General features: G+C 64.2%; 13 protein-coding genes. 8 read left to right on the top strand and 5 right to left on the bottom strand.

Going from position 1 to position 15,198, the window contains the following annotated elements; translation table 11 throughout:
- Positions 1 to 10: 10 nt before the first annotated feature.
- From hemC to NKI35_RS16990, 8 genes are all read left to right on the top strand, one after another.
- Positions 11 to 934: a hydroxymethylbilane synthase gene (gene hemC, locus NKI35_RS17025; protein ID WP_023683914.1), complete on the top strand. Its 924-nt coding sequence runs from the start codon at positions 11 to 13 to the stop codon at positions 932 to 934.
- Position 935: 1 nt separating this feature from the next.
- Positions 936 to 1,649: a uroporphyrinogen-III synthase gene (locus NKI35_RS17020; RefSeq protein ID WP_352740993.1), complete on the top strand. Its 714-nt coding sequence runs from the start codon at positions 936 to 938 to the stop codon at positions 1,647 to 1,649.
- Positions 1,650 to 1,761: 112 nt separating this feature from the next.
- Entirely contained in the window at positions 1,762 to 3,252 is a 1,491-nt protein-coding gene (locus tag NKI35_RS17015) for a COG4223 family protein (RefSeq protein WP_352740992.1), read from the top strand.
- A gap of 10 nt (positions 3,253 to 3,262) precedes the next feature.
- The gene (locus tag NKI35_RS17010) at positions 3,263 to 4,864 is read left to right on the top strand and encodes a heme biosynthesis protein HemY (RefSeq protein ID WP_352740990.1); all 1,602 of its coding nucleotides are present in this window, start codon (positions 3,263 to 3,265) and stop codon (positions 4,862 to 4,864) included.
- A gap of 76 nt (positions 4,865 to 4,940) precedes the next feature.
- Entirely contained in the window at positions 4,941 to 5,420 is a 480-nt protein-coding gene (locus NKI35_RS17005; RefSeq protein ID WP_023698391.1) for a tellurite resistance TerB family protein, read from the top strand.
- A 14-nt stretch (positions 5,421 to 5,434) separates the two neighbouring features.
- The gene (locus NKI35_RS17000) at positions 5,435 to 6,172 is read left to right on the top strand and encodes a glutamine amidotransferase (RefSeq protein WP_352740989.1); all 738 of its coding nucleotides are present in this window, start codon (positions 5,435 to 5,437) and stop codon (positions 6,170 to 6,172) included.
- Between the two features lie 167 nt (positions 6,173 to 6,339).
- A complete protein-coding gene (locus tag NKI35_RS16995) occupies positions 6,340 to 6,603 on the top strand; it encodes a YMGG-like glycine zipper-containing protein (protein ID WP_023670477.1) in 264 nt (87 codons plus the stop codon).
- A 56-nt stretch (positions 6,604 to 6,659) separates the two neighbouring features.
- Positions 6,660 to 7,295 carry a LolA family protein gene (locus tag NKI35_RS16990; RefSeq protein ID WP_352740987.1) on the top strand — a complete coding sequence of 212 codons (636 nt, stop codon included), beginning with the start codon at positions 6,660 to 6,662 and terminating at the stop codon, positions 7,293 to 7,295.
- A 30-nt stretch (positions 7,296 to 7,325) separates the two neighbouring features.
- Here NKI35_RS16990 and NKI35_RS16985 read toward each other — a convergent pair whose 3' ends face one another.
- The 5 genes from NKI35_RS16985 to NKI35_RS16965 all read right to left on the bottom strand — a co-directional run bounded on the left by NKI35_RS16985 (position 7,326) and on the right by NKI35_RS16965 (position 15,092).
- Entirely contained in the window at positions 7,326 to 10,529 is a 3,204-nt protein-coding gene (locus tag NKI35_RS16985) for an efflux RND transporter permease subunit (RefSeq protein ID WP_023745388.1), read from the bottom strand.
- Entirely contained in the window at positions 10,526 to 11,632 is a 1,107-nt protein-coding gene (locus NKI35_RS16980) for an efflux RND transporter periplasmic adaptor subunit (RefSeq protein WP_023687741.1), read from the bottom strand. The genes NKI35_RS16985 and NKI35_RS16980 overlap by 4 nt, the downstream gene beginning before the upstream one ends.
- A gap of 361 nt (positions 11,633 to 11,993) precedes the next feature.
- Positions 11,994 to 13,235, bottom strand: coding sequence for an MFS transporter (locus NKI35_RS16975; RefSeq protein ID WP_352740985.1), 1,242 nt, complete (start codon positions 13,233 to 13,235; stop codon positions 11,994 to 11,996).
- Between the two features lie 158 nt (positions 13,236 to 13,393).
- Entirely contained in the window at positions 13,394 to 14,494 is a 1,101-nt protein-coding gene (locus NKI35_RS16970; protein ID WP_023710196.1) for a pyridoxal phosphate-dependent aminotransferase, read from the bottom strand.
- 133 nt (positions 14,495 to 14,627) lie between these two features.
- Positions 14,628 to 15,092: a Ros/MucR family transcriptional regulator gene (locus NKI35_RS16965; protein WP_023726073.1), complete on the bottom strand. Its 465-nt coding sequence runs from the start codon at positions 15,090 to 15,092 to the stop codon at positions 14,628 to 14,630.
- Between the last annotated feature and the right edge of the window lie 106 nt (positions 15,093 to 15,198).

The following is a 15,198-nucleotide window of genomic DNA, read 5'->3' as shown; positions in this document are numbered from 1 at the left end:
ACCGCGCGCCATGCAAACTTTGAAAATAGGAACACGCGGCAGCCCGCTGGCGCTCGCCCAGGCGCATGAGACGCAGGCGCGGCTGATGGAAGCGCATGGCATGCCGGCGGAAGCCTTCGAGGTCGTCGTCATTTCGACCAGCGGCGACCGCATCCAGGACCGGCCGCTGTCGGAAGCCGGCGGCAAGGGCCTGTTCACCAAGGAAATCGAAGAGGCGCTGCTGGCCGGCACGATCGATATCGCCGTGCATTCCTCCAAGGACATGCCGACAGTGCTGCCGGTCGGGCTGGAGCTGTCCGCCTTCCTGCCGCGCGAGGATGCGCGGGACGCCTTCATCGGCAAGGCGGTGGAGCGCATTGTTGATTTGCCGCAAGGCGCCAAGGTCGGGTCGTCTTCGCTCAGGCGTCAGGCGCTGATCCGGCGCATGCGGCCGGACCTAGACGTGGTCATGTTCCGCGGCAATGTGCAGACCAGGCTGCGCAAGCTGGAGGAAGGCGTCGCCGAAGGCACGATCCTCGCTTATGCCGGGCTGAAGCGGCTCGGGCTCGGCCATGTCGTCACCGATCTGATGCCGCTCGATGCTTTTCCGCCGGCGCCGGGACAAGGCGCAATCGGCATCGAAACCCGCATCGGCGACAGCGAGGTCGAAAAGATGCTGGTGGCCATCCATGATGTGCCGACAGGCCAGGCGCTGGCCTGTGAGCGCGCCTTCTTGGCGGCGCTCGATGGCTCCTGCCGCACGCCGATCGCCGGCTATGCGACGATATCGGGCGGCAGGCTGGTTTTCGCCGGGCTGATCATTTCGCCCGATGGCACGCAATCGCATGAGGTCAAGGCCGAAGGCTTGGCGCTGGATGCCGCTGACATCGGCACGGACGCGGCCAGGATGGTGCGGGTCAAAGCGGGCGAAACCTTCTTCGACGGCTGGGTCTGATATGCGTGTCCTGGTGACGCGGCCGCAACCTGGGGCGTCGCGAACCATGCGGCGGCTGCAGGAATTGGGATTTGAGCCGCTCCTTCTGCCGCTGACCGAAACGGTGACACTGCGGGTTGGCGCCGATGCTGCGAGCGACAATGCCGTGGCCGTCGCTGTGACCAGCGCAAATGCGGTGCGGCATGCGCCGAAAGAACTCATTCGTGCGCTCGCCGCCTTGCCTTGCCATGCCGTCGGACGCAGGACGGCTGAAGCGGCACGTTCGACAGGGTTCTTGTCGGTCAGCGAAGGGGCGGGCGACGCCGAGCGGCTGGCCGAGGCGATTGCTGCCGGCCTTTCCGGCAAGGCGGTCGTCTATCTCACAGGGCGCGTGCGGTTTCCGGCATTCGAGGCGCGGCTGCGAAAGGCCGGCGTCGAGGTCCGCACCGTCGAAACCTACGACACGATTTCGCTCGATTATTCCGATGATGAAATCCGTGCACGCCTGTCCGATCAGGCGGTCGACGCGGTGCTGCTCTATTCAGCCAAGGCGGCGGCAGCGTTGCAGGCCTTGACCAACCGGGCGGGGCTGCGCGATCTCTTTGAAAACATGCAGGCTTTTGCGCTCTCCGAGCGCGTGGCAGCGGCATTTGACAATGCCGCCGGCAAAAAAATACGCATGGCGCGGGAACCGCAGGAGGAGGCGCTGCTTGAGCTGTTGCACCGCGGCGACTGAGCCCCGTGTCATCACGCCGCCCCTTTTCACCTGATGATGATGTGCTAGACCATTTTTCAAACCATCACGCGCCGTCGGGCGCCCAGACGAAGCAGGATTGCGGAGCCCAGGCATGGTCAAGACGCCGAAGATGCGACATTCGAAAAGCCGCCGCGAGCCGGTGACCATCGAACTCGAACCCGGCGCTGTCTCGCGCATTGCCGATGCGGATGCCGCCAAGACGGATGTCGCCAACTCGGATGACGTCGGGGGCCCGGCAGAATCGGTTGCGGCCGAGGATGCGGCTGCCATGGCCAATGCGCAGCCGGAGACGCCTGACGAGCCCGTTCATGCCGATCAAGCCGATCTCGAGCCGTGGGAGCACTCCGACGCCGCGGCGCAGGCCGCTCCCGAAAGCGCCGATGCCAAGGCGTTCACCCAGGCGGAGCAGCCTTATCCCACCGCTTCGGATGCGCCACCGCGCGCCAGAACCTCCGACTACAATTTCGAGGATGCCTCGCCCAAGCCGGGTGCACCCAAGGAAACCCCAAGAACAGCCGGGAACCAGCCCATGGCCGCGCAACCGAAGCGCACGAGCGGCATTGCCGCCGGCATCATCGGCGGTGTCATCGCGCTGGCTGCCGCCGGCGGGCTGCAGTTTGCCGGCATGCTTGGCGCTCCGGGCTCAGGGGCGGGCACGGTCTCGCTCGACGGCGTCAATGGCGAGATCGCTTCGCTGAAGCGCGAAATCGCCGACCTCAGGGAAGCCAGCGGCAATAGCGCCGCAACCGCCAAGGTCGACGGGCTGTCTTCGGCGCTGGATCAGGTCAAGGCCGATGTCGCATCGCTGAAATCGGCGGTCGAAAAGGGCGGCGCCGGCGACAATGCCGGGCTTGCAGCGCTTGGCGACAAGGTCAAGCAGATCGAGACGGCGGTTGCCGCCCTTGGCCAGGCCGGTGGTGCAGCGCCCGTCGATCTCGCGCCGCTCAATGAAAGACTGGCGGGCCTCGACGCACTGGTGAAATCGGCCGGTGAGGCAGCCAAGACGCAGGAAGGCAAGATCGCCGCGCTGGAGCAGTCGGTGACGCAGCTCGCCGGCAAGGTCGATGCGCAGGCCTCGCAGCCAAAGATCGCGATGGCCATCGCCGCTTCGGCCTTGAAGGCGGCGCTTGACCGCGGCGCGCCGTTCGCCGCCGAGTTGGAGACCTTCGCAGCGATCTCGCCCGATGCACCGCAGATTGCGGCGCTGCGTCCCTACGCTGAAAAGGGCGTCCCGACCCGCACCGAGATCGCCGGCGAGGCCGATGCCGCGGCCAATGCGATGGTCGCGGCGGCGACGCCGGTCGATGAAAATGCCGGCTTCTTCCAGAACCTTTTGTCGAGCGCCGAATCGCTGGTCAAGGTTCGGCCGATCGGCGCCGTCGAAGGCGCCGGCGCGCCGGAAACCGTGGCGCGCATCGAAGTGGCGGTCAATCAGGGCGACTACGCCAAGGCGCTCAGCGAATACGCAACGCTGCCGGATCCAGTCAAGGCTGCCGGCGCCGACTTTGCCGGCAAACTGAAGGCGCGCATCGACGTCGAGACGCAGGTCGACGCGCTGATTGCAGGTGCGATGAAGGCATGAGGACGACACGATGATCCGCATTCTCATCTTTCTCGCCGCCGTCTTCGCGCTCGGCCTCGGCTTTGCCTGGCTGGCCGATCGTCCCGGCGAGATGGTCGTCACCTTCAACGGTTACCAATACCAGGTCAGCCTGATGGTGGCGGCGGTGGCGATCGTTGCCGTCGTCGCAGCGGTGATGATCGTCTGGTGGCTGATCAAGTCGCTGTGGAACAGCCCGTACACGATCTCGCGCTATTTCCGCGTCCGCCGCCGCGACCGTGGCTATCAGGCGCTGTCGACCGGCATGATCGCAGCCGGCGCCGGCGATGGCGCGCTGGCCCGCAAGAAGTCCAAGGAAGCCGCCAAACTGATCCGCTCCGACCAGGAGCCGCTGATCCAGCTGCTCGAAGCGCAAGCCTCGCTGCTCGAAGGCGACCATGAGGGCGCGCGCGAAAAATTCGAGGCCATGCTCGACGACCCCGAAATGCGGCTGCTCGGCCTGCGCGGGCTCTATCTCGAAGCCGAACGGCTCGGCGACCGCAACGCGGCGCGTCACTATGCCGGGCGCGCCGCTTCCGTCGCACCGCAACTGGCTTGGGCCGCCGAATCGACGCTGGAAGATCTGACCGGGCGCGGCGACTGGGACGGCGCGCTGAAGCTGGTGGAGGCGCAGAAGTCGACCAGGCAGATCGAACGCGACGCCGCCAATCGCCGCCGCGCTGTGCTGTTGACCGCCAAGGCGCAGGCGCTGACCGATAGCGACCCCAATGCAGCCAAGGCAGCGGCACTCGAGGCAAACAAGCTCGCGCCCGATTTCGCGCCGGCCGCGGTTGCAGCCGCCAATCTTCTGTTCAAACAGAACGATGTGCGCAAAGGCTCGAAGATCCTTGAGGCAGCCTGGAAGGCGGAGCCGCATCCCGAGATCGCCGAGCTCTACACCCATGCAAGGCCGGGAGATGCCGTGGTCGATCGTCTCAACCGGGCGAAGAAGCTGCAGGAGCTGAAGCGCAACAATGCCGAATCGTCAATGACGGTGGCGCGCGCCGCGCTCGATGCGCAGGATTTTTCCACCGCCCGCCGCGAGGCGGAAGCCGCGATCCGCATGGATCGCCGGGAAGGCGCTTACCTGCTGCTGGCCGATATCGAGGAGGCAGAGACCGGCGACCAGGGCAAGATCAGGCAATTGCTGTCCAAGGCGGTCAGGGCGCCGCGCGATCCGGCCTGGGTCGCCGACGCCGTCGTCTCCGAACGCTGGGCGCCGGTATCGCCGGTCAGCGGCAAGCTCGACGCTTTCGCCTGGCGCGCACCGATGGAGCGGCTGGGCCAGCTCATCGACAGCCATGAAGACGAAGCCGATGTGCCGGTGCTTGCGGCACCCGCCAAGCCGACAAAGGAAGCCGAAGTGATCGATCATCCCGCCGTTGCCAAGACGATCAGCGAGGCGCCGACCGAGCCGAAGCCCGCTGTGGGCGATGACCAGGTCACGCCGGTCACCGCCGCCGCTTTCGCCGCAATACCAAACGACGCCGAACCCGTCGAACCTGCCGAGGAACTGGCGCGGCTGCCCGACGACCCCGGCGTCGACCCCGATGACGAAGCGGAGAAGTCACCGCGCCGCTTCCGCCTGTTTTGATCCCTGAAGCATGATCCCAAAAAGTGGATACCGGTTTTTGGAAAAGATCATGCTCTAATAAAGTGAAGTGAGCACCATGTTCGAACGCGTCCTGGCCTTTCTGAAAGACCTGCCCTCCGGGGCTGGGGCTCGCGCCAATGCGGACGATCCGCGCGTTGCGGCGTCGGCTTTGCTCTATCATGTGATGAATGCCGACGGCGTGCGCCAGGATGTCGAGTGGGAGCGGTTCAAGCAGGTGCTGGCGCAGAGCTATTCGATCAGCGGCGACGAACTCGATGCGTTGGCTGCCGCCGGCGAGCGCGCCGACAATGAGGCGATCGACCTCTATGCCTTCACCAGCGTCTTGAAGCGCCATCTCGACGCCGAGGCGCGCAAGGCTTTCATCGGCCTGATGTGGGAAATCGTCTATGCCGATGGCGAACTGCACGAGTTGGAGGACAACACCGTCTGGCGCGTCGCCGAACTGATCGGCGTCGAGCGCCACGACCGCGTCGAGGCGCGCCGCAAGGCGGCGGCCGCCGCGCCCGGCGCCAGCGGAACGTCGAGCGACGAATAGGATTCCGCCTTTCCATGCCGCCCAGACCGAGCTCGAAACCAAAAATCCTGATCGTGCTGCATCAGGAGACTTCGAGCCCCGGCCGGGTTGGCCACATGCTGCTCGAGGAAGGTTTCGACCTCGACATCCGCCGGCCGCCTCTCGGCGACAGCCTGCCGGAGACGCTCGAGGGACACGCCGGCGCCGTGGTGTTCGGCGGGCCGATGAGCGCCAATGACGAAGATGAGTTCGTCCGCCGCGAGACCAACTGGCTCACTGTTCCGCTAAAGGAGAACCGGCCCTTCCTCGGCATCTGCCTTGGCGCGCAGATGCTGGCCAATCATCTCGGCGGCAAGGTCGAGGGGCATGGCGAGGGGCTGGTCGAGATCGGCTGGTATCCGCTGAAGCCGACCGAAGCCGGCAAGAAACTGCTGCCTTGGCCCGACATGGTCTACCAGTTTCACCGCGAAGGCTTTTCGCTGCCCAGGGATGCGACGCTGCTGGCGACGGCGGAAACCTACCCCAACCAGGCTTTTCGCTATGGCGACAATGCCTGGGGCATCCAGTTCCATGGCGAACTGACCCGGTTGATGATGCAGCGCTGGGTGGTGCGCGGCGCGCACCGTTTCGAATTGCCCGGCGCGCAGCCCGGCCGCGACCATCTCGGCGGCCGGCTGATCTGGGATATGCACCTCAAGCGCTGGCTGAGCGAATTTTTGAGCCTGATCTTCGGCAAGCCTACTGAGGGATTGAGCAAAATCCAACTACTCTGAACGGCCGAGCTTGCCCAAAGACGACTTACCTCTGGGAGGCGTGTACGATGGATCCGGGACCTTAGCCCGTTCCCGCAGATTTGGATTGCGCCCCAAACACTCCGATGGATCGAAAAACTCCGTGGCGCATTTAAGCTTCGGCTAATAACGGCCCCAGGAGAGAACCAATGAAGAAGACGCTGCTCATTTTAAGCCTACTCATTCCGCTCGCGGCATGCTCCCGCACCGAACAAGGCGCTGCCGTCGGTGGTTTGGGTGGCGCAGCTGTAGGCGCAGCAGTGGCCGGCGACCCGGTAAAAGGGGCGGTTGTTGGCGGTGCGGTCGGAGCGCTGGCCGGGGCGGTCATCGGGCACGCCAGCGAAGCCGGCCAGTGCAGATATCGCGGTCGGAACGGTCGAGTTTACGTTGCTCAGTGCCCGGACGGCTACTGATCTCAAAGGCGCGTGATCTCTTTCGATCACGCGCCTGCTCGGGGTAGGATAACTGAATGGCATATAACAGCAAAAGACTGCTGGCTTTCCGGTTAGCCGTTGTCAGCGCTGTCGCGATAAACGCCGAACTTTCGACCGCGGCGTTGGCCGCACCTGTAGAAGCGAAGACGATTGCCGATCACTTCTCATCGGTAAAGTCCATGTCCGGGGACTTTGTCCAGTCGGGCCCAAGAGCGGAAAGGACCAAAGGGAAATTTTTCCTCCAGCGGCCGGGCAAGATCCGGTTCAACTATGCAGGCCAATCAGGGGTCAGCGTAATTGCAGATGGAAAATCCTTGGTGGTCTATAACAAGAAGCTCAAGACATCGCGGCTTTATGCTCTCTCGAAGACGCCGCTCAAGCTGCTCCTCGACAATCAGGTCAACTTTTCCGGCAATCGCCTCAAAAGTATCAGGGACGATGGCGCCCAGGTGATCATCAGGCTGGCCGACAAGTCGGCCTTCGGCAATTCGAATATCACTATGGCGTTTGACAGGGAATCGCTGGATCTACGGAGATGGACCCTGACTGACGAGAGGGGCCTTACCTCGACAGTCACCATATCCAACGTGAAGCAGGGCGTTCGCGCTCCTGCGGGCACCTTCACTATCGACTATGCTGCAAACCGTGAATTCAACACCAAAACGAAATAGTCGGCAGCGCCACGAACTGCCCGTGTAACACTACTCGGCGGCCGTCTCGGACGGCACCTCTGCCGGTGCCGAAGACTCGGCCTCGGCATGCGGCTTGCGCCGTGAGAACAGCGACCTGAGCGTGACGTAGAACACCGGCGTCAGGAACAGGCCGACGAAAGTGACGCCCAGCATGCCGGAGAACACCGCGGTGCCGAGCGACTGGCGCATTTCCGCGCCCGGGCCCGTCGCGATCATCAGCGGCACGACGCCGAGGATGAACGAGAAGGCGGTCATCAGGATCGGCCGCAGCCTGAGCCGGCAGGCTTCGACGGCAGCCTCGGCCGCCGACAGGCCGCGTTCCTGGGCCTGCCGCGCGAACTCGACGATCAGGATCGCGTTCTTGGCGGCAAGCCCGATCAGCACGATGAGGCCGATCTGCACGAGGATGTTGTTGTCCAGCCCTCGGAACGACACGCCGAGCAACGCCGCGAGCACGCCGAGCGGCACCACCAGCACGATGGCGAACGGCAGCACCCAGCTTTCATATTGCGCCGCCAGCGCCAGGAACACGAACAGCACCGACAGTCCGAAGATATAGACAGCGGCATTGCCGGTGTTGCGCTCCTGATAGGCGAGTTCGGTCCATTCGTAGGAGGTACCGGCCGGCAACGTCTGTGCCGTGATCGCTTCCATCTTGGCAAGCGCATCGCCGGTGGAAACACCGGGCGCGGCGTTGCCCTGCAGCGGCACGGAGACGTACATGTTGTAGCGCTGGACCAGCGCCGGGCCGGTGACGTCGCGGATCTCGATCAACGTGCCCAGCGGAACCAGCGCGCCGGTCGCCGAGCGCACCTTCAGTTTCAAGATGTCGGCGCGATCGAGGCGGAACGCCTGGTCGGCCTGCGCGCGCACCTGGTAGACGCGCCCGAAAGCGTTGAAGTCGTTGACGTAGGCGGTGCCCAGATTGATCGACAGCGTCTCGAAGATGTTGGGGATCGGCACGTTCAGGATGCGCGCCTTGTCGCGATCGATCGCCAGGAAGAATTGCGGGCTGGACGCGGAGAAGGTGGTGAACACGCCGGTCAGCCCCGCCGTCTTGTTGGCCTTGCCGGCAATTTCATAGGCAAGCGCCAGGATCTGCCGCATGTCGGCGCTGTTGCGCTCCTGGATCTGCAGCTTGAAGCCGCCGGCATTGCCGACGCCGCGGATCGGCGGCGGCGGCAGTGCGATAATGAAGGCTTCCTTGATGCTTTGCAGGCTGCCGAACAAATTGCCGATGACCTGGGTCGCGGACTGGCCGGCTTCCAGTCGCTCGTCAAACGGCTTGAACCTGGCGAAGATCACGCCCGCGTTGCTGGCATTGGTAAAGGTGGCACCGGAGAAGCCGGCGAAGGCGACCGCGTAGTCGACGCCCGGCGTTTTCTGGATGATCTGCGACGCCTGCTGGATGACGGCATCGGTCCGCGATAGCGAGGCGCCGTCCGGCAACTGGACGACGACGATCGCATAGCCCTGGTCGAGCGACGGAATGAAACCGCGCGGCACCGTCTGAACCATATAGACCGTGGCGTAGATGAGGGCCGCGAAAACGGCCAGCGTGGCGGCGATCGCTATCCGCGAGCCGACCAACACGCGCACGATGCTCGAATACCAATGGGCGACCTTGTCGAAGCCGCGATTGAAGCCGTCGGCGAGCGCCCGTCCGAACCGCGCCAGGAAAAAGCGCGGCGGCGCCGCAGCAGTGTGGTGCGGCTTGAACAGCAGCGCGGCCAGCGCCGGCGAGAGCGTCAGGGAATTGAATGCCGAGATCGCCGTCGACACCGCGATGGTGATCGCAAACTGCAGGTAGAACTGCCCGGAAATGCCGGGAATGAAGGCCGTCGGCACGAACACCGCTATCAGCACCAGCGAGATCGCGATGACCGCCGTTCCGACTTCGTCCATGGTCAGATGCGACGCCGGATTGGGCGCCAGCCCGCTGGCGATATTTCGCTCGACGTTCTCGACCACGACGATCGCATCATCGACGACGATGCCGATGGCCAGCACGAGGCCGAACAGCGTCAGCATGTTGAGGGAGAAGCCGGCGGCGTAAAGCACCGCCAGCGTGCCGATCAGCGACACGGGGATCGCCACGATCGGCACGATCGCCATGCGCCACGATTGCAGGAAGACGATGATGACGATGATGACCAGAACCATCGCCTCGAGGATCGTCTTGTAGACCTCCTGGATCGACTCGGCGACGAACTCGGTCGGATTGTAGACGATGTCGTAGCTCAATCCCTTCGGGAAGTCCTGGGAAAGCTCCTTCATCTTGTCCTGGATCTCCGCGGCTGCGGCGAGCGCATTGGTGCCTGGCCGCTGGAAGATGGCGAGCGCCACCGCCGGTTTGCCGTTGAGATAGGAGTTGGTGACGTAATCCTTGGCGCCGAGCTCGATGCGCGCCACGTCCTGCAGCTGGATCAGGCGGCCGTCTTCGGCCGATTTGACGATCACGTATCGGAAGTCCCGTGCGTCGTTGAAGCGGCCTTGCGTGGTGACCGTGTACTGGAACGCCGTGCCGGTATTGGTCGGCGGCGCGCCGATGGAGCCGCCCGACACCTGGACGTTCTGGTCGCGCAGCGCCTGCACCACATCGCCCGAGGTCATCCCCAGGGCGGACAGTTTTTCCGGATCGAGCCAGATGCGCAGCGAATATTCGCGTTCGCCAAAGATGATGAGGTCGCCAACGCCGTCCAACCTGAGCAATATGTCGCGCACCCGCGAGCGGGCGTAGTTCGAGACGTAGAGCTGGTCGTAGGTATTGTCGGGCGACAGCATGTGCACGACCATCATCAGGTCGGGCGAGCTCTTGATTGTGGTGATGCCGAGGCGGCGGACTTCTTCGGGCAGGCGCGGCTCGGCGACCGAGACGCGGTTCTGTACCAGCACCTGTGCCTGGTCGAGATCGGTGCCTAGCTTGAAGGTGATGGTCAGCGCCATCGCCCCGTCGCCGGACGAATAGGACGACATGTAAAGCATGCCCTCGACGCCGTTGATCTCCTGCTCGATCGGCGTTGCCACCGTCGCTGCGACCGTCTCGGCGTCCGCGCCCGGGTACTGGGCGCGAACGACGATGGTCGGCGGCGCGATCTCGGGATATTGCGCGATCGGCAGCTGGGTATAAGCAATCCCGCCGAGGATCAGGAGGACGATCGAAACCACCGATGCGAAGATCGGACGGTCGACGAAGAAATGGGCGAACCTCATTGCTGCAACCCGGCGGTCTCGACCTTGGGCGGCAACGTCACCATCTCGACTTTCACCTTGGTGCCGGGCCTGGCGTGCATCAGCCCGTTGACGATGATCGTCTCGTCGCCGGTCAGGCCCGCGCGGATCACCCGGTAGCCGTCGAGAAGCGGGCCGGTGCGCACGGGCTTCGCCGACACCATCCCGGCCTCATCCACCAGGTACACGATGCGGCGATCCTGATCGGCGCCGACCGCCTCGTCGGGCACCAGGACGCCGCTATGCGGCAGCGACCCCGGCACGTTGATGCGCCCGAACATGCCTGGCTGGAGAACGCCGTCGGCGTTGGCAAACCTTGCACGCACCCGCATGGTGCCGGTCGCGTTGTCGATCCGGTTCTCGGCAAAATCGAGCTTGCCCTTGAATACCGCCTCCGCGCGGTCGGCGACGCGAACCACCACCTCGAGCCCGCCGGCGCCTTCCTGCATGCTGCCGCCGCGCTCCTTCGCGTCGCGGGCGTAGCTGAAATACAGGCGCTCATCGACGTCGAAATAGAAGTCGATCGGATCGCGTGTGACGATAGTCGTCAGCAAGGTGGAATCCGGCTGCACGAGGTTGCCGACCGACACCAGCCGGCGGTCGATGCGGCCGGACAAGGGCGCCTTGATCTCGGTGAACTCCAGGTTCAGGTTGGCCGTCGTCAGCGCAGCCGTCGCGCCTTGCATCTGCGCCTGCGCCGAAAGGTATTCCCGCCGACGGTCGTCGACCGTCGCGGCCGAGATATTGCCGGTCTTGGCGAGTTCATCGGCGCGATCCAGCTGCATCTTGGAGAATTCGAGCAGGGACTTGGCGACGTCTACTTGCGACTTGGCGGCATCGTAGGCCGCCTGGTACGGACGCTGGTCGATGGTGAAGAGCAGGTCGCCCTTGTTGACCAGTGCGCCGTCCTGGAAGCTGATCTTGTCCAGATAGCCGCTGACGCGCGAACGGATGGCGACCTCGTCGACGGCTTCGAAGCGCCCGACGAACTCATCGTCTTCGACGATTTCACGCACCACCGGCTTGGCCGCCGTCACCACCGGCAGTTGCTGGTCCTGCGCAAACGCGTTGCTGCTGAAAGCCATGCCGAGCAGGAATGCCACTGGGACGGCGGAGCGGGCCAGCCAGCCGACCGATCGGCTGGGTCGCCCGCTTGCGTCGCGATGCGATTGCCGATTCCCTGAAGTGTCCATTTGCGTCCCCGCTAGCTGGACCCGGAGGTCGGGTGGTTCTCTTCTATATTTAAGGTTTCTCGTCGAGACCAGAGCACTGCAGTATTGTGCATGGCAACATAATCATTTTCCATATGGACTGAAATGTCCACCCTGTGGCTGCCCCGCCATCTGGCTAGTTCGCCCAGAACCGGCCCATCCGCTTCCGGCCCATCTCAGCCGTCATCGGCGCAAGCTGATTTGGACCGAGCGCCGGATCCTGCGGCTTACTCGATCAGTTGCGGCTGTTGAGATGCCGCACCCTTCGCAGTTGCGGAAACAGCACCGCCCACAGTCCGGCGACGGCAATCGCACCGACGCCGCCGATCACCACCGCCGGCACGGTGCCGATCAGCGCCGCCATGGTGCCGGCGCGGAACTCGCCGACTTCGTTGGAGGCGCCGACGAAGACCTGGTTGACGGCGTTGACGCGGCCGCGCACCTCGTCGGGTGTCCACAGCTGGATCAGCGTCTCCCTGATATAGACGCTGAACATGTCGGTGGCGCCGAGGCCGGCAAGGGCCAGGATCGACAGCCAGGTGATGGTCGAGACGCCGAACAGCACGGTGAAGGCGCCGAACCCGGCGACGAAGCCGAGCATGATCTTGCCGGCACTGTCGCGCAGCGGATGCCCGGCAAGCCAGACCGCGACACAGATGGCGCCGATGCCGGGCGCCGAGCGCAGCAGGCCGAGGCCCCACGGGCCGAGTTCCAGAATATCGCGGGCATAGACCGGCAGCAGCGCCGAGGCACCGGACAGAAGCACGGCGAAGAGGTCGAGCGAGATGGCGCCCAGGACGATCTTCTCGCTCCAGATGTATCGGAAGCCGGCAAACAGCGTCTCCATCGTCGGCTTGTCGGTGGCGCTCTGCTGGGCCGGTTTCGGAATGGTGAAGATCAGCAGACCGGCCACCAGCATCAGCACGGAGGCAACGGCGTAAGCGGCTTCGGCCGAGACGCCATAGAGCAGGCCGCCGGCGACCGGGCCGACAATGGTCGCCGTTTGCCAGGCGGACGAGTTCCAGGCGATCGCATTGCCGAAATCTTCCGGCGGAACAAGGTTGGCGAACAGCGACGACGAGGCCGGTCCGTAAAAAGCGCGCGCCAGGCCGAACATAGCCAGCACGATGAAGATCGGCAGCGGGCTGACGAGACCGCGCAGCGTGAAGTACAACAGGACAAGCGCACAACCTGCCTCGACTACCGTCGCCAGCGCCATGATCAGGCGGCGGCCCAAACGGTCGGCGACAACGCCGGTGACCAGCACCAGCAGCAGCGACGGCAGGAACTGGACGATGCCGACAATGCCGAGATCGAAGGGATCGCGCGTCAGATCATAGATCTGCCAGCCGACGGCGACGGACACGATCATGCTGGCGAAGGTGGTCAGGAAACGCGCCGCCCAATAGCTCAGGAAGGAGCGATGGCGGAAGGCGGCGTAACGCCGGTCAGGCGGTGTATGGGAATGGGATGTCATGGATACAGGCCCCGTTGCTTGCATTGGCCGGCGGGGCACTTCCCGGAAATGGGCGCTGTTCCGGCCAATGAAACTTATCAAAGTTCGGGGCGCGTATGCGTGAAAATCGGACCTGGATCAAGCGGTTTTCAAGCCGCTCGCCCGATTGCACGCGGACGTTACTGCCTCAGCGCGGCGGTGATGGCGTCGAGGCCGCCCTGTAATTCCGCCTCTTTCGGCCAGCCGAAACCGACGCGGAAGAAGCGCTTGGGCATATCGAACCAGTGGCCGGGACCGACATAGGTGCCGTGGTTTTCCAAGAGATTGACGTAGAAACGGTCGAGGTCGAAGTCTGGACTGACATTGAGCCTTGGAAATCCGACGACGCCGCCTTGTGGCCGCACCCAGTCGACCAGCGGCTCGCGGTCGATCCAATCTTGCACGATGTCGCGGCGTTTCGCCATCTCGGGCAGCAGCGCGGCCAGGAAAGCGTCGCGGCGCCCCAGCATGCCGCGCGCAATGCCTTCGTCGATGACGCTGCCGCAAATGCCGATCTGCTCCTTGGCGGCGAGGAAGCGCTCCTGCAGTTCGGCATCGCTGGTGATCAGCCAGCCAATGCGGATGCCGGGAATGCCGAAGGCTTTCGACAGCGACGAGACGCTGATCGCCTTGGGGCTGAGAGAAGCCGCCGCCGGCAGGCGCTGTCCATAGGAGAGGTCGCGATAGGTCTCGTCGACCAGCAGATGGCAGCCGCTCGCTTCGGCCAGCGCAATCAGCGCGTCGAGATCGGCCCGGCCCATCATCGTGCCGGTCGGGTTGTGCGGGCAGGTGACGCTGATCAGCTTGGTGTTCGGTTGCATGCTGGCGGCGACGCGGCCGAAATCGATGGCAAAGCCTGCGTCGAAATCGAGATCGACATAGGAGATGGCGCAGCCGATCGCCTTGGGGGTCTCGATGTTGGTGGCGTAGTTCGGCCGGACGACGACAAGGTGGTCGCGCTCCGACAGAAGCGAGGTCGAAATGATGAAGAGCGCGCCCGCCGCACCGGCGGTCACCAGAACATCGTCAGGCGAAATGCCGGAATCCTGCGCCGCGATCAGCGCCCGCAACTCCTTGTCGCCGCGATGCTCGCCGTAGAACAGCGTGAGATCCGGCAGCGACAGGCCGACGTCGGAGAGTTTCTGATCGGCGATCGAGCTTTCGGAGAGATTGAACCGAATGCGATCGTAGCCGTATTCCTCCGGCGCCTCTTTCTCGATCACCATTCTGGCGTAGTTCATGGCTGCTCCCCCAAAGTCCTGACACTCAGAGGTACAAGCCATAAAAGCACGAAGCCTGCCAAGGCTCATTCGCCGGCAGGCTTCTGTTCCAGTCGTCCAAACGATTGGCTCAGGGCCGAGGCGCTGATCCCACTCAGGCCGGAACTTTGGCCTTCCGACCCTTGGCTTTCGTCGGCGCGGCCACTGCAGCCTTGCGGCCGAGGCCGATCGACTTGGCCAGCTCGGAGCGCGACGCCGCGTAGTTGGGGGCAACCATCGGATAGTCGGCCGGCAGGCCCCATTTGGTACGATAGGCTTCCGGCGTCAGGTTGAAATGGACGCCGAGATGGCGCTTCAGCGATTTGAATTTTTTGCCGTCCTCGAGGCAGATGATGTAATCCGGCGTCACCGACCGCTTGGGATTGACGGCCGGGATCTGCGGCGCCGCCACTGGGGCCGGCGGCTGGCTGAGCCCGCCGATCGACGCCGCAACGCTGGCGATGAGATCGCTCAGGCCGGCAACGGGCAAGCGGTTCTTCTCGACGTAAGCGGACACGATATGGGCGGTAAGCTCGAGCAGGTCGATGTCCTTGTCAGAGTCGTTGCTGTCGTCGGCCAATTTATCTCTCCGTCGCTAGGGGGGTGGCGGAAACTCCCAGAGTGGTCCCAGCGGAGCCGGAAATCCGCTCTAGTCATTTGTCTTGCCGCATATGTGCGGTTGCGCC

The sequence above is a fragment of the Mesorhizobium sp. M0676 genome, from assembly GCF_040320535.1.
Lineage (GTDB): Bacteria > Pseudomonadota > Alphaproteobacteria > Rhizobiales > Rhizobiaceae > Mesorhizobium.
Note: the sequence above shows the minus strand (reverse complement) of the source record. Positions and strands in the feature narration are given on the sequence as shown.